Annotated in this window: 18 protein-coding genes; 10 read left to right on the top strand and 8 right to left on the bottom strand. The window is 69.3% G+C overall.

Translation table 11 applies throughout. The annotated features are described in order from the left end of the window. The first annotated feature begins 210 nt into the window (after positions 1-210). Positions 211-1,626 carry a tyrosine phenol-lyase gene (locus tag DFI_RS10610; protein WP_051307810.1) on the top strand — a complete coding sequence of 472 codons (1,416 nt, stop codon included), beginning with the start codon at positions 211-213 and terminating at the stop codon, positions 1,624-1,626. Between the two features lie 56 nt (positions 1,627-1,682). On the opposite strand, the gene DFI_RS10605 is transcribed toward DFI_RS10610, so the two are convergent. Both DFI_RS10605 and DFI_RS10600 read right to left on the bottom strand, forming a co-directional pair. Continuing rightward, complete coding sequence (locus DFI_RS10605; RefSeq protein WP_027463082.1) at positions 1,683-2,126, bottom strand: SRPBCC family protein; 444 nt, start codon at positions 2,124-2,126, stop codon at positions 1,683-1,685. Further along, positions 2,119-2,484: an ArsR/SmtB family transcription factor gene (locus DFI_RS10600; RefSeq protein WP_027463081.1), complete on the bottom strand. Its 366-nt coding sequence runs from the start codon at positions 2,482-2,484 to the stop codon at positions 2,119-2,121. The genes DFI_RS10605 and DFI_RS10600 overlap by 8 nt, the downstream gene beginning before the upstream one ends. A 179-nt stretch (positions 2,485-2,663) precedes the next feature. Here DFI_RS10600 and DFI_RS10595 point away from each other — a divergent pair, with 179 nt between their 5' ends. Together DFI_RS10595 and DFI_RS10590 are read left to right on the top strand one after the other, a co-directional pair. Continuing rightward, positions 2,664-3,380 carry an AzlC family ABC transporter permease gene (locus tag DFI_RS10595; RefSeq protein WP_027463080.1) on the top strand — a complete coding sequence of 239 codons (717 nt, stop codon included), beginning with the start codon at positions 2,664-2,666 and terminating at the stop codon, positions 3,378-3,380. Continuing rightward, a complete protein-coding gene (locus DFI_RS10590) occupies positions 3,377-3,673 on the top strand; it encodes an AzlD domain-containing protein (RefSeq protein ID WP_022801341.1) in 297 nt (98 codons plus the stop codon). Before DFI_RS10595 ends, DFI_RS10590 begins: the two co-directional genes overlap by 4 nt. 7 nt (positions 3,674-3,680) lie before the next feature. On the opposite strand, the gene DFI_RS10585 is transcribed toward DFI_RS10590, so the two are convergent. Continuing rightward, on the bottom strand, positions 3,681-4,157 hold the full coding sequence (locus DFI_RS10585) for a MarR family winged helix-turn-helix transcriptional regulator (protein ID WP_022801342.1): 477 nt from the start codon (positions 4,155-4,157) through the stop codon (positions 3,681-3,683). 120 nt (positions 4,158-4,277) lie between these two features. After that, positions 4,278-5,570 carry an aspartate aminotransferase type Ic gene (locus DFI_RS10580; protein ID WP_027463079.1) on the bottom strand — a complete coding sequence of 431 codons (1,293 nt, stop codon included), beginning with the start codon at positions 5,568-5,570 and terminating at the stop codon, positions 4,278-4,280. A 202-nt stretch (positions 5,571-5,772) separates the two neighbouring features. Here DFI_RS10580 and DFI_RS10575 point away from each other — a divergent pair, with 202 nt between their 5' ends. Both DFI_RS10575 and queA read left to right on the top strand, forming a co-directional pair. Next, positions 5,773-6,357 carry a LabA-like NYN domain-containing protein gene (locus DFI_RS10575; protein ID WP_022801344.1) on the top strand — a complete coding sequence of 195 codons (585 nt, stop codon included), beginning with the start codon at positions 5,773-5,775 and terminating at the stop codon, positions 6,355-6,357. Positions 6,358-6,361: 4 nt separating this feature from the next. Further along, positions 6,362-7,414, top strand: a complete 1,053-nt coding sequence (gene queA / locus DFI_RS10570; protein ID WP_027463078.1) for a tRNA preQ1(34) S-adenosylmethionine ribosyltransferase-isomerase QueA — start codon at positions 6,362-6,364, stop codon at positions 7,412-7,414. Positions 7,415-7,907: 493 nt separating this feature from the next. Here the strand turns inward: queA and DFI_RS10565 are convergent, their stop codons facing one another. Beyond that, positions 7,908-8,909 (bottom strand): hypothetical protein, encoded by a 1,002-nt coding sequence (locus tag DFI_RS10565; RefSeq protein WP_027463077.1) that lies wholly within the window; start codon positions 8,907-8,909, stop codon positions 7,908-7,910. 85 nt (positions 8,910-8,994) lie between these two features. On the opposite strand from DFI_RS10565, the gene DFI_RS10560 reads away from it, so the two are divergent. Continuing rightward, complete coding sequence (locus tag DFI_RS10560; RefSeq protein ID WP_027463076.1) at positions 8,995-11,037, top strand: M3 family metallopeptidase; 2,043 nt, start codon at positions 8,995-8,997, stop codon at positions 11,035-11,037. Positions 11,038-11,108: 71 nt separating this feature from the next. Here DFI_RS10560 and DFI_RS10555 read toward each other — a convergent pair whose 3' ends face one another. Then, entirely contained in the window at positions 11,109-11,564 is a 456-nt protein-coding gene (locus DFI_RS10555) for a hypothetical protein (RefSeq protein WP_027463075.1), read from the bottom strand. Between the two features lie 340 nt (positions 11,565-11,904). On the opposite strand from DFI_RS10555, the gene DFI_RS10550 reads away from it, so the two are divergent. The 3 genes from DFI_RS10550 (at position 11,905) to DFI_RS10540 (ending at position 13,803) form a co-directional block, all read left to right on the top strand. Next, positions 11,905-12,396 carry a CAP domain-containing protein gene (locus tag DFI_RS10550; protein WP_027463074.1) on the top strand — a complete coding sequence of 164 codons (492 nt, stop codon included), beginning with the start codon at positions 11,905-11,907 and terminating at the stop codon, positions 12,394-12,396. Positions 12,397-12,477: 81 nt separating this feature from the next. After that, a complete protein-coding gene (locus tag DFI_RS10545; protein ID WP_022801350.1) occupies positions 12,478-13,173 on the top strand; it encodes a CoA transferase subunit A in 696 nt (231 codons plus the stop codon). After that, the gene (locus DFI_RS10540; protein ID WP_027463073.1) at positions 13,174-13,803 is read left to right on the top strand and encodes a CoA transferase subunit B; all 630 of its coding nucleotides are present in this window, start codon (positions 13,174-13,176) and stop codon (positions 13,801-13,803) included. It begins immediately after the preceding gene. A 46-nt stretch (positions 13,804-13,849) separates the two neighbouring features. Here the strand turns inward: DFI_RS10540 and DFI_RS10535 are convergent, their stop codons facing one another. Both DFI_RS10535 and DFI_RS10530 read right to left on the bottom strand, forming a co-directional pair. Beyond that, complete coding sequence (locus tag DFI_RS10535) at positions 13,850-14,065, bottom strand: GNAT family N-acetyltransferase (RefSeq protein WP_155864556.1); 216 nt, start codon at positions 14,063-14,065, stop codon at positions 13,850-13,852. Beyond that, positions 14,066-14,302, bottom strand: a complete 237-nt coding sequence (locus tag DFI_RS10530; protein ID WP_051307805.1) for a GNAT family N-acetyltransferase — start codon at positions 14,300-14,302, stop codon at positions 14,066-14,068. 104 nt (positions 14,303-14,406) lie between these two features. On the opposite strand from DFI_RS10530, the gene DFI_RS10525 reads away from it, so the two are divergent. Continuing rightward, positions 14,407-16,089: an acyl-CoA carboxylase subunit beta gene (locus tag DFI_RS10525; protein WP_027463072.1), complete on the top strand. Its 1,683-nt coding sequence runs from the start codon at positions 14,407-14,409 to the stop codon at positions 16,087-16,089. Positions 16,090-16,091: the final 2 nt, after the last annotated feature.

Below are 16,091 nucleotides of genomic sequence, written 5' to 3'. Positions count from 1 at the left end.
CGGGACGTGGGCAAATGTCCCGCGAAGACTGCGGCTGGGTGAGCGTTTTTCCGTCTCTGCCCGGTGGACGACGAAAGTCCCGGCGGGCCTACGATGACCTCACCGCCCCGCCGCAGTCCAGAGACGACCCGGACCGCCCGCGCCCCGCGCGCCCCCGACCCTCCCGACGTCCCCGGACCGCCCTCACGAACAGGAGCGCCAGGAGCCGTCATGGATAAGATGTACGTCGCCGAGCCCTACAAGATCAAAGTCGTCGAACCGATCCGCATGACCACCCGCGCCCAGCGCCAGGCGGCCCTGGAACGCGCCGGGCACAACACCTTCCTGCTCGACAGCAGGGACGTGTACATTGACCTGCTCACCGATTCCGGCACCACCGCCATGAGCGACCGCCAGTGGGCGGGTCTGATGCTGGGCGACGAGGCCTACGCCGGCAGCCGCAACTTCTTTCACCTGCTGGAGACCGTGCAGGAGTACTACGGTTTCCGGTACATGGTCCCCACCCACCAGGGCCGCGGCGCCGAACACCTGCTCTCCCGCATCGCCATCAAGCCCGGCGATTACGTGCCCGGCAACATGTACTTCACCACCACCCGCGCCCACCAGGAACTGGCCGGCGCGACCTTCCGCGACGTGATCATCGACGAGGCCCACGATCCGCAGGCGGACCTGCCCTTCAAGGGGAACGTGGACCTGCGCAAGTTCCAGGCCCTGATCGAGGAGGTCGGCGCCGAGAAAATCCCATACATCTGCCTGGCGGTCACCGTGAATCTCGCGGGCGGGCAACCGGTCAGCCTGCAGAACATCCGTGACGTCAGCGAGCTCGCGCACCGGCACGGCATCAGGGTCATGTTCGACGCGACCCGCTGCGTGGAAAACGCGTACCTCATCAAGGAGCGCGAACCGGGGCATGCCGGCCGCAGCGTGCGCGAGATCCTGAAGGAAATGATGTCCTACGGCGACGGCTGCACCATGTCCGGCAAGAAGGACTGCATGGTGAACATCGGCGGATTCCTCGCCATGAACGACCCCGAGCTGTACCAGGCAGCCACGCAGCTCGTCGTGCTGTACGAGGGCATGCCCAGCTACGGCGGGCTGGCCGGCCGCGACATGGAAGCCATGGCGCTCGGCATTCAGGAAAGCGTGGACGACGACTACATCCACCACCGCATCATGCAGGTCCGGTACCTCGGGGACCGGCTGGCCGCGGCGGACGTGCCCATCGTGAGGCCCGTCGGCGGGCACGCCGTGTTCCTGGACGCCCGGCAGTTCCTGGATCACCTCCCGCAGGACGCCTTCCCCGCCCAGATGCTCGCCGCGCAGATCTACCTGCAAAGCGGCGTGCGCAGCATGGAACGCGGCATCGTGTCCGCCGGCCGCGACCGTGAAGGGCAGAATCACCACCCGAACCTCGAACTCGTGCGCCTGACCGTCCCGCGGCGCGTGTACACGTACGCCCACATGGACGTCGTGGCCGACAGCATCACCGACCTGTACGAGGACCGGCGCCGCATTCCGGGCCTGACGATGGTGTACGAGCCGAAAGTTCTGCGCTTCTTCACCGCCCGCTTCGAGCCGCTGCCCGTGACGCAGGACGGCGCCCGGCAGAACGCCCTGCCCGCCTGAAGGGGAGCACAGGAAAAGAGGCCGGGCGGTTGCCCGGCCCCTCTTGTTTCAGCCGCTTATCTCGTCAGTTCGGCGAGGCGCTGCTCCATCACGTCGAAGAAGGCGCTGTACCCGGCGCGGGTGGCGGCCAGCTGCTCGTCGCTGAACCCGCCGCGGGCCTGCACCAGCGTCATCTCGGTGCCGCCCGGCACCTCGAGGAAGGTCACGACCACCGGCAGGCCCGCGGGCCGGGTGGGGTCGTCGTTCATGGTGAAGGCCAGCCGGGCGGGCGGGTCCACTTCCGTGTACTCGCCGGACCAGTCGATGCGGTGCCCGTCCGGGAGGTGCATCTGCGCGGTCCAGCGCCCGCCGACCCGGGCGTCCAGCTGCACGCTGTCCAGCGGGATGTGCACGGCGTCCGTACCGAACCAGTGCGCGAAGTGCTCCGGGGTGGTCCACATGGCGTACACCAGGGCGGGGGGCGCGGCGAAGGTGCGGGTGAGGGTCAGGTCGTCACTCATGGTCGGTCTCCTCGGGGGTGAGCGGCGTGGCGGGGGCGGTCTGAAGGGTGCGCAGGTAGGTGTCCAGGGTGTCCAGGCTGCCCTGCCAGAAGCGGGCGTACGCCAGGGTCCAGTCGGCGGCGGCGGCCAGCGGGCGGGCGTTGAGCCGGGCGGGGCGGTACTGGGCTTCCCGGCCGCGTTCGACCAGCCCGGCCTGTTCCAGCACGCGCAGGTGCTTGGACACGGCGGCCAGGGTCATGTCGAACGGTTCGGCCAGGTCCTTGACCGTGGCGTCGCCCTGCGCCAGCCGGGCCAGCAGGGCGCGGCGGGTGGGGTCGGCCAGGGCGGCGAAGGTGCGGCTGAGGGGATCGCTGCTCACGGAAGCTCCTGTATTCAACCCGAAGGTAGTCAACCATTTAGTTGAATACAAGGAGCGTAAGCCCTTTCCGTTGCCAGGTCAAGCAGGCCGCGCTCCGGTCGGTCACAGGGCACGCCCCTCGCCCGGCGCACTAGACGGGCGCCGGCCCGGCCCGCACCCCATGCGGCTACCCTGGCCCGATGAGCCCCACCACCCCCTTCTTCCCGCCCTTCTGGCGGGGGTTCCGGATCATGATTCCGCTGTGGCTGGGCGTGATGCCCTTCGCGGTGGCCTACGCCGTCACGGCCCGCGCCGCCGGCCTGAGCGTGTGGGAGACCACCCTGATGAGCCTCACCACCTTCGCCGGCGCCAGCCAGTTCGCCGCCGCCGGCATGTTCGGCGCGCACGCCTCCGCCGTCAGCATCGTCGTGACCACCTTCCTGCTCAACGCCCGGCACGTCCTGTACGGCCTGAGCCTCGCCCGGCAGCTGCCCATGAGCGCCGCGCAGCGCCTCACCGCCGCGCAGTTCCTGACCGACGAGGCCTACGGCATGGTCATCGTGAACGGCCCCAAGGACCCCGCCGGCCTCACCTACCCCTTCCTGCTGGGCACCGCACTCAGCCTGTACGCCGCCTGGAACGCCACCACCCTCCTCGGCGCGCTGGCCGGGTCCGTCCTGCCCGACCCGGAGGCGCTGGGCGTGGGCGTCATCTTCCCCCTGGCGTTCCTGGGCCTGCTCGTGCCGCTGCTCGTCAGCCGCCTGACCCTGCTCGTCGCCGCCGTGTCCGGCCTGGGCGCCTGGGCGCTCTCGCAGGTGCTTCCGGGCGGCCTGGTGATCCTGGTGGCCGGGGTGGGCGGCGCCCTCCTCGGCGCGGCCCTCCTCACGCGCCTCCAGCCGGCCGGGGAGCGCGCATGAGCGTCCTGGCCGTGCTGCTGCTGATGTGGGCGGTCACCTACCCCGCCCGCCTGCTGGGCCTGAGCCTGGGCGGCGTGAACCTGCCGCCCTTCTGGCTGAACTTCCTGACCTTCGTGCCGGTCAGCGTGTTCGCCGCCCTGATCGTGCCCGACGTCGCCGCCAGCCCCGAATGGCCCCGGCGCCTCGTGGCCGCGCTGGTCGGCGCCCTGCTGATCTGGCGCACCCGCAACCTGGGCCTGGGCATCGTGCTGGGCTTCGGCGCGTACTGGCTGGCCCGGCTGGCCGGACTGTAGGCCCGGGTCAGACCGGGGACTCGGCGCCCGCCTTCCCGGCCGCCGCGTGCCCCAGGCGCCGGCACAGGCCCGCCAGCTGCGACAGTTCCGCCTCGCTCAGCTCGCCCATCACCTCCTGCACGCCCTGCACGTGCGGCCCGATCATGCCCGCGATCAGCTCACGGCCCTGATCGGTCAGGAACACGTTCATCACGCGGCGGTCCCGGTCACTCTTCTCCCGGCGGACCAGCCCGTCGCGTTCCAGGTTGTCGATCACCATGGTCAGATTCCCGCTGGACCGCAGGATCTTCTGCGCCAGCTGCCGCTGACTCATCGGCCCCACGTGCAGCAGCGCCTCCAGCACCCCGAACTGCGAGACGGTCAGGCCGCGGTCCTGCAGGTGCCGGTGAATCCGGGTGTCCACGGCGTGCAGCGCCCGGGACAACTTGATGTAGGCGTCCAGGGCGAGGCGTTCCTCAGGCAGACCGGCATAACGGGTGGGCATAACGCACGCCCAGTGTATGCGGCCCGCCCGCCCGCCGCATCCGCACCTGTCCCGGCACGCGGAGAGAAAACGCAGCAGGGCGGCCTCATCCTGGACCGCCCCGTCAACAACCAGGCCTGCTCAGCCCTGCGCGGCGCGGTACTCCTCGGTCGCCAGCCGCACGCAGACGGCCAGCACGCGCATGGCCTCCTCGACCTCCGCCAGCGGCGGGCGGGTCGGCGCGATGCGGATGTTCCGGTTCCCCGGGTCCTTCCCGCCCGGGTACGTCGCCCCCGCCGGCGTGAGGCTCACACCCGCCTGCGCCGCCAGGGCCACCACGCGGTCCGCGACCGGCGCGGCCGTGTCCAGACTGATGAAGTACCCGCCGCGCGGCGTGGTCCAGGTGGCGTACTCGCCGTCTGTGCCGAGCGTTTCCGCCAGGACGTCCTGCGTCACCTGGAACTTCGGCTGGATCAGCCGGGCGTGCTCGCGCATCAGGCCCTCCAGCCCGCCCGGGTAGCCGCGCAGGAACTTCACGTGCCGCGCCTGCTCCAGCTTGTTCGGGCCGATGCTCTGCGCGTTCAGGTACTTCGACAGCCACTTCACGTTGTCCTCGCTGCTCGCCACGAACCCCAGGCCCGCGCCCGCGAACGTGACCTTGCTGGTGCTCGCGAACACGAACGCCCGGTCCGGGAAGCCCGCGTCCCGGCACAGCGCCACGAAATTCACCGGCTCATGCCGCCCCTCTTCGGTCAGGTGGTGCGCGCGGTAGGCGTCATCCGCGAAGATCGTGAAGTCCGGCGCGGCCGCCTTGATCCCCGCGAGCCGCTGCGCCTTCTCCAGGCTGATCGTCTCCCCGCCCGGGTTGCTGTACGTGGGCACGAACAGCACGCCCTTCACGCTCGCGTCCCGCCCCGCGTACCGGGCGATGGCGTCTACGTCCGGGCCGTCCGGCTGCATGTCCACCGTGATCAGCTCGAACCCCAGCGTCTCCAGCAGCAGGAAGTGCCGGTCGTAGCCGGGCAGCGTCACGATCATCTTCGGTTTCTGCCCGTCCAGCAGCCGCACCCAGCCGCCCGTGCTGCTGCGCATGCCGTGCAGCAGCGCGAAACTCAGCACCAGGCCCTGCAACTCCAGGCTGCTGTTGTTCCACACGACCACGTTCTCCGCCTTCACGTCCAGGTACTCCGCAAACAGCGCCCGCGCACTCGGCAGGCCCTGCACGCCCCCCGGATAGTTCCGCAGATCGATGTTGTCGAACGTCGTGTCCTCACGGCCCAGCGCCGCGATCAGGTCGTTGCTCAGGTCGAAGTCCGCGTCGGCCGGCTGGCCCCGCTGAATGTTCAGGTTCAGGCTCCGCGCCCTGAACTGCTCGTACTGCGCCTGCGCCTGGGACAGCGCGTCACTCTGAAGGGAATCACTCTGGGCACTCATGCGCTCCAGCGTACCCTCCCGGCCCCGCCCGCCCACCCAGGTTGTTTGCCGCGCCCCACCCCCAAGCCAGGAAACCCGGACGGCCCGCCCCCGGGGACAATGGTGGTAGCGTGAACGCGGCGCGCCCCGACCCTTTTTGCGTGCCGGCCCGGCCCCCCCTTTCCGATCCGACCTTTCCGCACCGCTCAACAGGAGACCCCCAATGCAGTACATCGTGCAGCGCCCCCGCGTGGGCGTGTTCATCGACACGCAGAACCTCTACCACAGTGCCCGCGACCTGCTGGAACGCACCGTGAACTTCGAGACCATCCTCCAGGTCGCCACCCGCGACCGGGAACTCGTGCACGCCATCAGCTACACCGTCGAACGCGACGGCGAAGCCACCAGCCGCCCCTTCATCTACAAACTCAGCGCCCTGGGGTACAAGGTCCGCCGCATGACCCTCACCCTGCACCACGTCACCGACACCGGCAAACCCATCTACGAAGGCAACTGGGACATGGGCATCGTCGCCGACATGGTCCGCCTGATGGACCACCTCGACATCGTCGTCCTCGGCAGCGGCGACGGCGACTACACCGACATCGTCGAGGTGCTCCAGGAACGCGGCAAACGCGTCGAAGTCATCGCCTTCCGCGAACACACCGCGCAGAAACTCATCGACGCCGCCGACCGCTTCACCCACCTCCCCGACATCCAGGACGCCCTGATGCCCGCCCGCACCCGCAACGGCAGCAAAACCCCCGCCGAAACGCCCAGCGAGCCCCTCCCCGACGACGCGGAGTAACCCCGTGAACCCCGACCCCCGCACCGCCGACGAGATCCTCGCCGCGCTGCACTTCCACCTGCCCGAGCACCGCATCGCCCAGACCGGCGCCGAACCCCGCGACACCTCCCGCCTCATGCACGTCGGCAAGCAGATCACGCACCACACCTTCCGCGACCTGCCCGCCCTCCTGCGCCCCGGCGACCTCCTCGTCTTCAACGAAAGCCGCGTCATCCCCGCCCGCGTCATGGCCCGCAAACCCGTCATCAACGGCTACGGCGGCGGACAGGTCGAGGTGCTCCTCCTGCGCGAAGAAGAACACAACACCTGGAGCGCCTACCTCAAACCCGCCCGCCGCGCCGGCCACGAACTCTGGCTCGGCGAGCACCGCGCCGAAATCATCGGCCAGCTCGACGACGGCGCCCGCCTCCTGCGCTTCGACCACGACATCAAACCCCACCTCGACGACATCGGCCGCCTCCCCCTGCCCCCCTACATCAACGCCGGAGACGACGACCACCACTGGCGCCAGCGGTACCAGACCGTCTACGCCCGCACCCCCGGCAGCGTCGCCGCCCCCACCGCCGGCCTCCACTTCACCCCCGAACTCCTGGAGCAACTCGACGCGATAGGCGTCGAACGCACCCACGTCACCCTCCACGTCGGCGCCGGCACCTTCAAACCCATCACCGGCAGCGTCAACGACCACGTCATGCACGCCGAACGCTACGCCGTCAGCGAACAAGCCGCCCACGCCATCAACACCGCCCGCGCCCAGCACCGCCGCATCATCGCCGTCGGCACCACCACCGTCCGCACCCTCGAAAGCGCCTGGAACGGCTCGCAGGTCCAACCCGGCGAAGGCGACACCCGCATCTTCATCACCCCCGGCACCCCCGTCCACGTCCCCGACCTCCTCATCACCAACCTCCACCTCCCCGGCAGCACCCTCCTCCTGCTCGTCGCCGCCTTCGCCGGCGTGGACCGCATCCAGGCCGCATACCAGGCTGCGCTGGACGAGGACTACCGGTTCTACTCGCTGGGCGACGCCATGCTGCTGGAAAACACTCGCGAGTAAGGCGAAATCTCCCACCCCCCCAGCCCCCCATCCCAAAGGGACGGGGGGAGCTTTCGTTGGCACTGGGCAGATGGACGTTGTTGGTGTTTGGCTGGCCCGGCGCGGTGGTGTGCGGTGAGAGGAGCTATGGGTGCGCAACGTCCGGGTTCGGTTTCTCAGCCTTGACGCTGCGCGTCAAATGGCCGGCATCTCATCTGCGGTCAGGGGCAGGGTGGGGAGAGCAATAAGGAATGCCTTGACCTGCTAAAGCCATCAGCTGACAAAAGTCGATCAGCGGCTCATTCCAGGTTGTCCAGCCCCTTGGCAGGCATGGCGACGCGGCCGTCGTGCGCGCAGCGCGCGGGCCATCCACCGAATCCGGAGCATGGCGTCGAGGCCGGACCCGTGCCTGCTCAGCCACATTCCCGTCGCATTGCTGACTCCTCTTGCCCAGTGCAACGCCTGCTCCCCCTGCCCCTCTGGGGGAGGGGGCTGGGGAGTGGGGCAGCGCTACCTAAACTTCTTTCTTCAACGTGATCGTTGCCGTTTCACGCACGAAGCCCATCGCCTCGTTGATGGCGAGCATGGGCCGGTTGATGCTGTGGTTGCTGGTGCGGGAGTGGGTGTACCCGCGCTGTAGGGCACTGCGGGCGGCGGCGAGTTTGAGGGCGAGGCCGAGGTGATGGCCGCGCCATTCCTTCCGGACGCCGGTGAGGCCGTTGTGGAGGGTGCCGGGGCGGGCGTGGTGTTCGAGGTGGAGTTCGCTGATGCCGATCCAGTGGCCGTCGGGGGTGAGGGCGAGGTGGATGCCTTCGGGGTGGTGGACGGTGGGGAGGTAGCGTTCCTGCCAGAGTTCGTAGGGCCAGACCTGGATGGGGGTGGTGGTGGGGACGTCCCGCAGGAGGGTGGCGATGAGGTCGTACATGTTCCGCTGGTTGGCTTCGCTGTTCAGTCCGCCGAGGTCCCTGAGGGTGGTGAACTGCATGCCGGTGGCGCGGGCCTGTTGTTCCTGAGCGGCAAACTGTTGGAAGTTCAGGGTGCGGAGGTCGAGGGTGCTGTTCCAGAGGCGGTCGTGTTCGGTGTAGCCGCGTTCCTGCCAGAGTAGCCGTTCGGGCCAGTGCTCCTTGACGCGGGTGAGGAAGGTGGTGCCGCCGTGGGCGAGGGCGTGCGCTTCGGCCAGGGCGATGAGGAGGCTGGGGAGCAGCCCGTCAAGTTCCGCGGGGAGGACGGCGAGGTCCAGGGCAAGCCAGCCGGGAAGGGTTTCGCTGTGGGGCACGCCGACTTCGGTCAGGCCGACAATGTCGCCTTGGGGGCCGCCGCGGCGGGCGAGGACGCGCAGGAAGGGGTCGCCCGGGCGGTGGAAGCGGTCGGTGCGTTCGAGCTGCTCGGGGGTGGTGGGGCTGTCCGGGTGGGCGCGGGTGAGGAACGCGGCGATCTCGGGCCGGTCGGCGGGCGTGGCGTCCGTGAAGGTCACGCCGGGCAGGTGGGGGAGGGCGGGTGGGGGGGCGGGTTCCATGACCGAGTAGAACATGGGCCTGGGGCGGGTGGGTACGCCAGTTCGCTTACCGGGCGGCGAATCGGGGCGGCCTATACTCGCGGGGATGTCAAACAATCCTGTTCCCAGCGAGAATCCGCTGCTTAATCTTGGTTTCAAGATTCCCTTTGACCGCATCCGTCCGGAGCATGCCGAGCCGGCCGTGGACACCCTGCTGGCGCTGACGCAGGAGAAACTGGACGCCCTGGCGGGCGCGCCGGCGCGGAACTTCGAGAATTTCATGGCAGACCTGGACACGCTGACCGAGCAGCTGTCCACGGTGGGCACCATCGTGCACCACCTGGACAGCGTCATGAGCAGCGACGAGTGGAAGGCCGCCGTGGAGGCGATCATCCCGAAGACCAGCGAGTTCTACACGAAGCTGAGCCTGCATCCGGGCCTGTGGCAGGCGCTGAAGGCGTACTCGGAGACGGACGAGGCCCGCGCCCTGGACCCGGTGCAGGCGCGCCTGCTGAAACTCACCATCGACGAGTTCCGCCGCGGCGGCGCGGACCTGCCGGAGGACAGGAAGGCGCGGCTGCTGGAACTGAACACGCGTCTGGCGCAGGTGACGAACACCTTCGCGAAGAACGTGCTGGACGCCACCGCCGCGTACGAGCTGCTGGTGCCGGAGGAGCGTCTGGCGGGCGTGCCGCAGCGCGTGAAGGACGCCACGCGCCGTGACGCGGAGGGCCGCGGGCAGGAGGGGCACCGCCTGACGCTGCACCAGCCGGTGCTGCAGCCCATCCTGACGTACGCCGACGACCGGGAGCTGCGCCGGGAGCTGTGGGAGGCGCAGCAGCAGGTGGGCCGCCAGGAGGGCCGCGACAACCGCCCCCTGGTCCGCGAGATCCTGCAGCTCCGCCGGGAGAAAGCGCAGCTGCTGGGCTTCCGCAACTTCGCGGACCTGGTGCTGGAGGAGCGCATGGCCGGCAGCGGGGACCGCGCCCTGGCGTTCGAGCGGGACCTGGACGCCAAGACCCGCCCCGCGTTCGAGCGGGAGAACGCGGAGCTGGACGCGTACTACCGCGGGAAGGCCGGCGCGGACGCGCCTGCGCTGGAAGCCTGGGACGGCGCGTACTGGGCAGAAAAGCAGCGGCAGGAGAAGTACGACTTCGACGAGGAGGCCCTGCGCCCGTACTTCCCCATGCCGAAGGTCCTATCGGGCCTGTTCGAGCTGGTCGGCCGCGTGTTCGGGATCACGGTCACGGAAGCGCAGGCGCCCGGCTGGCATCCGGAAGTGCAGTACTACGACATTCACGACGAGGCCGGCACGCACATCGCCAGCTTCTACACCGACTGGTACCCGCGGGACACCAAGCGCGGCGGGGCGTGGATGAACGCCTTCATCACCGGCGGCCCGAAGGAGGACGGCGTGGACCCGCACCTGGGCCTGATGTGCGGCAACATGACGCCGCCCAGCGGGGACACCCCCAGCCTGCTCAGCGTGCGTGAGGTGGAGACGGTGTTCCACGAGTTCGGGCACCTGCTGCACCACGCCATGAGCCGCGTGCCGGTCAAGAGCCTGGCGGGCACGAACGTGCCGTGGGACTTCGTGGAGCTGCCCAGCCAGATCATGGAGAACTGGGTGACGGAACGCGAGGCGCTGGACCTGTTCGCCGCGCACCACGAGACCGGCGAGAAGCTGCCGCAGGACCTGTACGAGCGCCTGATCGCCGCGCAGAACTACCGCGCCGCGAACATGGCGATGCGCCAGTACAGCTTCGGCACGGCCGACCTGAGCCTGCACGTGGAGTACGACCCGGCCGGCGACGAGGACCCCGTGGTGCTCGCGCGAGACATCATGCGGCAGTTCAACCCCTTCCCCCTGCCGGACGATTACGCGATGGTCGCGCAGTTCGGTCACCTGTTCAGCAGCCCGGTCGGGTACGGCGCCGGGTACTACAGCTACAAGTGGGCGGAGGTGCTGGACGCGGACGCCTTCAGCCGCTTCAAGCAGGAGGGCATCTTCAACCGGGAGACGGGCCGCGACTACGTGGACAAGATCCTGTCCCGCGGCAACAGTGACGACCCCGCGCAGCTGTACCGGGACTTCATGGGCCGCGACCCCGACGCGGACGCCCTGCTGCGCCGCAGCGGCCTGAAGTAACGCCCTGTTCATAGAAAGCCGCCCAGAGGACTGTTCCTCCGGGCGGTTTGCATTGTTCCTGCGTGGCCGGGTCAGGCCAGCGGGGGCCGGGTCAGGGCCTGACGGCCGTTCATGCGTTCGGGCCGCACCGTGAACACCTGCCGGGTCTTGCGCACGTCGTCGAACAGGAACACGCGGTCCCGTTCGATGGAGCCGTGGAAGGGCGTTTGGGCGGGGCCCATCACGCCGCGCAGGGTATTGCCGGTCAGGGTGAATTCGGCGCGCTGCCCGGTGCGCTCGTCCAGGAGCTGCACGTGGCCGGCCTCGAAGGTGCCGCTCACGTTCGAGTGACGGTGGACGTCGAGCAGCTGGATGTCGTGGTTCACGTCGCCGGCGTACACCACGGAGGCCTCGCCGGGCAGCTCGACGGTCTGGTACACCTTGCGGGTCATCAGGGACGCCGCGACGTACACGACGGCCTGCGCCAGGGACAGCGAGTCCGTGGAGGGATGGGCGGTGGGGGCGGGGCGGGCAGGGGCAGTGGTCATGAGGTCCTCCAGGGAAGGGCGGCGACCCGGGCCGGGTGGGGGCGCTTATCCGCGGCAAGGGCGGCGGAGCGCGGCCCCCTGTCAGGGCCGGGTCGGGGGTGCAGGCGTTCGGGTCGGGGGCAGGGGCAGGGCGCAGGTCCCGGGTGGGGCGGCCTGCGGGCGGGGCGTGATGGTCGGGAAACTCCCTCCGGGTGACCGGGGCTGCTCCGTGGACAATGGAGCCTGCACCCGTCGCCAGTGCCTCCAGTTTACCGTGTGTGGGGCCTGATGGGGCGCATCAGGTTGCGTTTGGCGACTTTCCGGCAGCGCCGGGCCGCGCATGTGCGTATCATGAAGACACATGAACATGCGTGGTGTGGTGGCGTCGGTGCTGGCCCTGCTGTCCCTGTCGGCTTCGGCCGGAGCGAACCGGACGGGTGCGGAAGCGCAGCTCGTCTCGCGGCTCAATCAGGTGCGCGCGCAGGGCGTGAGCTGCCCCGGCAGTGGCCGCCGGCCGGTGGCGGGCACCCTGTCGCCCAGCAGCCTGCACGCCCGCGCGGCCGGACTGCAGGCGAACTTCATGGCCTCCTCCGGCCGGATCACGCATTCCGGGCCGGGCGGCACCACCCCCCGCATCCGCGCGGCCAGCACCGGCATCCGCGCCGTGAGCGTCACCGAGATCGTGTTCATGGGCCGCGGCCTGAACCCCGAAGCAGCCATTCAGTGGTGGCTCAAAAGCCCCGTGCACTGCTACTGGATGACCGAGAAACGCTACACGCACGTGGGCGCCAGCATCGTGCAGGGGCGGGGCGGCACGGCGTACGTGATGGTCCTGAGCAGCCGCCCTCAGTGAGCCTGTTCCCGGGCCCGGAACAGACCGCGTGCAGCGGGATTGTGACGCGCCCGTACGCCCCCCCCTTACACTGACGGGGACATGAACAAGGTCTACGAGAGCGCCCGCGAGGCGCTGAAGGACGTCGTGCAGGACGGACAGACGGTGGCCGTGGGCGGCTTCGGGCTGTGCGGCATTCCGGAACAGCTGATCCTCGCGCTGCGCGACAGCGGCGTGAAGGACCTGACCGCCGTGAGCAACAACGCCGGCGTGGACGGCTGGGGTCTGGGCCTGCTGCTCGAAACCCGACAGATCCGCAAGATGATCTCCTCGTACGTCGGGGAGAACAAGGAGTTCGAACGCCAGTACCTCGCCGGGGAACTCGAACTGGAGTTCGCGCCGCAGGGCACCCTCGCCGAACGCATGCGCGCCGGCGGGGCCGGCATCCCCGGCTTCTACACCAAGACCGGCGTGGGCACCGTCGTCGCCGAGGGCAAGGAACACAAGGACTTCGACGGCCAGACCTACATCCTGGAGCGCGGCATCGTCGCGGACGTCGCCCTGGTCAAGGCCTGGAAGGCCGATAAGGCCGGGAACCTCGTGTACCGCAAGACCGCCCGGAACTTCAACCCCATGGCCGCCACCTGCGGCCGGGTCACCATCGCCGAGGTCGAGGAGATCGTGGAGATCGGCGACATCGACCCGGACGACGTGGACACCCCCAGCGTGTTCGTGCAGCGCGTGGTGCTGAACGCCACCCCGGAAAAACGCATCGAGCAGAGGACGGTGAGGAACTAAATGCCCTGGGACCGCAACGAGATGGCGCAGCGCGCCGCGCAGGAACTCAAGGACGGCTACTACGTGAACCTGGGGATCGGGCTGCCCACCCTGGTCGCCAACTACATCCCCGACGGCGTGAGCGTGATGCTGCAGAGCGAGAACGGCCTGCTGGGCATCGGGCCTTTCCCCACCGAGGCCGAGGTGGACCCGGACCTGATCAATGCCGGCAAGCAGACCGTGACCGCCATGCCGGGCGCGAGCTTCTTTTCCAGCGCGGACAGTTTCGGCATGATCCGCGGCGGGCACATCAATCTGGCGATCCTGGGCGCCATGCAGGTCAGTGAGAAGGGCGACCTGGCGAACTGGATGATTCCCGGCAAGATGGTCAAGGGCATGGGCGGCGCGATGGACCTGGTGGCGGGCGTGCAGCGCGTGGTCGTGCTGATGGAACACGTCGCGAAGGGCGACGCGCACAAGATCCTGCACGAGTGCACCCTGCCCCTGACCGGCCAGGGCGTCGTGAACCGCATCATCACGGACCTGGGCGTGCTGGACGTCACGGAAGGCGGCCTGAAACTGGTGGAACTCGCCCCCGGCGTGACGCTGGAGGAAATGCAGGCGAAGACCGGCGCGACCATCCAGCCCTGACCCCATACCCGGAGGGCGGCCACCAGTGGTCTGGTGGCCGCCCTCTTCACGTCAGGTCGAACCGCATCCGCGGCAGCCGGCGCGCCGGGTCCACCTCGGACACGGCCTCCCCGATCTGGCGGGCGCCCATCCGCGTGTAGAAGGGCAGGGCGTGCGGGCCGGCGTCCAGGGTCACGGCCCGGAGGTCCCGGGCCCTCAGTGCGGCCACCATGTGCGCCCAGAGCGCCCGGCCCACCCCGCGCCCCATCGCCGCAGGCAGCACCTACAGTTTGTCCAGCACGGCCCGGTCCCCGTCCAGCTGCACGCTGTAAAAACCCACCACCTCGCCGTCCTGTTCGGCGACCACGTGCGGCTCGGTCTCCATCCGGCTACGGTCCACGCGCAGGACCTCCAGGCAGCCGGCCAGGAATGCCGGGTCGTACCCCCAGTGGGCCTTGGCGGCCATCGCCACCCCGGTCAGGGTGTCGGCCTCGTCGGGGCGGGCGGGGCGCAGCCGCATGCCCTCAGCCTACCGGCCGGCTGTGCAGGTGGGCTCGCCGTGACCCCGGGTTCTGGACAGTTTCATCCCTGACCTAACGGGCGTTTGTTAGAGTGCAGGTACACATGACCCAAGGCGACGCCAGCGCGAAAGCGCCTCCCACCCCTGCCAGCGGTTCCGCGCCCACCTGGGCCGCCGAACTCGCCCGCCTGCGCGCCGACCAGCAGACCGTCCGCGCCGGCGGCGGCCCCAAGGCCCAGCAGCGCCAGCATGAGAAAAACCGCCTGACCGCCCGCGAACGCATCCGGCAGCTGATCGACGATGGGACCCCCTTCGACGAACTCATGACCTTCGCCGGGTACGGCATGTACGAGGACGTCGGCGGGTGCCCCTCCGGCGGCACCGTCACCGGCATCGGCACCATCCAGGGCCGCCCGTGGATGATCATCGCCAACGACGCCACCGTGAAGGCCGGCGCATTCTTCCCCATCACCGCCAAAAAGGTCATCCGCGCCCAGACCATCGCGCTGGAAAACCACCTTCCGGTCGTGTACCTCGTGGACTCCGCCGGCGTGTACCTGCCTATGCAGGACGAGATCTTCCCCGACCAGGACGACTTCGGCCGGGTCTTTTACCTCAACGCCCGCATGAGCGCGCGTGGCATCCCGCAGATCGCCGCGATCATGGGCAACTGCGTGGCCGGCGGCGCGTACCTGCCCGTCATGTGCGACACCCTGATCATGACCGAAGGCAGCGGCCTGTACCTCGCCGGGCCCGCCCTGGTGAAGGCCGCCATCGGGCAGGTCGTGGACAGCGAGGACCTCGGCGGGGCCGACATGCACAGCAGCATCGCCGGCACCGTGGACTACAAGGAACCCACCGACGAGGCCGCCCTGGCCCGCGTGCGCGCCCTGGCCGACCTGTACGCCCAGGGGGACCTCGCGCCCTTCGCCCGGCGCCGCCGCGAGGCCCTGCCCGCCCCCGAACGTGACCTGACCGACCTGGTCGGCTTTGACGGCAGCAGGACCTACGACGTACGCGACCTCATCAAGGCCCTGGTGGACGGCGGCGAGTTCCACGAGTTCAAACCCGAGTACGGCGAGACGCTCGTGTGCGGCTTCGCCCGCGCGGGCGGATACCCGGTCGCGTTCGTGGCGAACCAGCGCACCGTCATCAAGAAGAAGATGAAGGCCGGCGGCGTGCCCGGCCTCACCACCCGCATCGAGGTGGGCGGCGTCATCTACGGCGACAGCGCCGACAAGGCCGCCCGCTTCATCCTGGACGCCAACCAGGCCGGCGTGCCCCTGGTGTTCCTGTCGGACGTGACCGGCTTCATGGTGGGCCGCGACAGCGAGCAGGAAGGCATCATCCGCCGCGGCGCGAAACTCGTGAACGCCGTGAGCAACACCGTGGTCCCCAAGATCACCATCATCACCGGCGGCAGTTTTGGCGCCGGCAACTACGCCATGAACGGCAAGGCCTACGCACCCCGCTTCCTGTTCGCTTGGCCCAGCGCCAAGTACGCCGTCATGAGCGGCAACGCCGCCGCCAAGACCCTGATGGACATCCAACTGGCCGCCCTCAAGCGCGCCGGACACCAGCCCGACGACGAGGAGATCCAGCGCCTGTACGACGAGGTCAAGGCCAAGTACGACACCGAACTCGACCCCCGCTACGCCGCCGCGCGCCTGTGGGTAGACGAGATCATCGAGCCCAACACCACCCGCGAACGCCTGATCCGCGCGCTGGACGCCTGCGCCCAGAACCCCCACCAGGAGGAGTTCCGGGTCGGCGTGTTCCAGGTCTGACC

Source organism: Deinococcus ficus (assembly GCF_003444775.1).
Classification (GTDB): Bacteria; Deinococcota; Deinococci; order Deinococcales; family Deinococcaceae; genus Deinococcus; species Deinococcus ficus.
The sequence above is the reverse complement of the archived record's forward strand: the minus strand, read 5'-3'. Positions and strand labels throughout refer to the sequence as shown.

Excerpts from the sequence above, each read along its gene's own strand:
- DFI_RS10565 (WP_027463077.1), bottom strand. The coding sequence starts at position 8,909 with ATGGAACCCGCCCCCCCACCCGCCCTCCCCCACCTGCCCGGCGTGACC.
- DFI_RS10550 (WP_027463074.1), top strand. The coding sequence starts at position 11,905 with ATGAACATGCGTGGTGTGGTGGCGTCGGTGCTGGCCCTGCTGTCCCTG.
- DFI_RS10530 (WP_051307805.1), bottom strand. The coding sequence starts at position 14,302 with ATGCGGCTGCGCCCCGCCCGCCCCGACGAGGCCGACACCCTGACCGGG.
- DFI_RS10575 (WP_022801344.1), top strand. The coding sequence starts at position 5,773 with ATGCAGTACATCGTGCAGCGCCCCCGCGTGGGCGTGTTCATCGACACG.
- DFI_RS10560 (WP_027463076.1), top strand. The coding sequence starts at position 8,995 with ATGTCAAACAATCCTGTTCCCAGCGAGAATCCGCTGCTTAATCTTGGT.
- DFI_RS10580 (WP_027463079.1), bottom strand. The coding sequence starts at position 5,570 with ATGAGTGCCCAGAGTGATTCCCTTCAGAGTGACGCGCTGTCCCAGGCG.
- DFI_RS10555 (WP_027463075.1), bottom strand. The coding sequence starts at position 11,564 with ATGACCACTGCCCCTGCCCGCCCCGCCCCCACCGCCCATCCCTCCACG.
- DFI_RS10610 (WP_051307810.1), top strand. The coding sequence starts at position 211 with ATGGATAAGATGTACGTCGCCGAGCCCTACAAGATCAAAGTCGTCGAA.
- DFI_RS10525 (WP_027463072.1), top strand. The coding sequence starts at position 14,407 with ATGACCCAAGGCGACGCCAGCGCGAAAGCGCCTCCCACCCCTGCCAGC.
- DFI_RS10595 (WP_027463080.1), top strand. The coding sequence starts at position 2,664 with ATGAGCCCCACCACCCCCTTCTTCCCGCCCTTCTGGCGGGGGTTCCGG.
- DFI_RS10540 (WP_027463073.1), top strand. The coding sequence starts at position 13,174 with ATGCCCTGGGACCGCAACGAGATGGCGCAGCGCGCCGCGCAGGAACTC.
- DFI_RS10585 (WP_022801342.1), bottom strand. The coding sequence starts at position 4,157 with ATGCCCACCCGTTATGCCGGTCTGCCTGAGGAACGCCTCGCCCTGGAC.
- DFI_RS10545 (WP_022801350.1), top strand. The coding sequence starts at position 12,478 with ATGAACAAGGTCTACGAGAGCGCCCGCGAGGCGCTGAAGGACGTCGTG.
- DFI_RS10590 (WP_022801341.1), top strand. The coding sequence starts at position 3,377 with ATGAGCGTCCTGGCCGTGCTGCTGCTGATGTGGGCGGTCACCTACCCC.
- DFI_RS10605 (WP_027463082.1), bottom strand. The coding sequence starts at position 2,126 with ATGAGTGACGACCTGACCCTCACCCGCACCTTCGCCGCGCCCCCCGCC.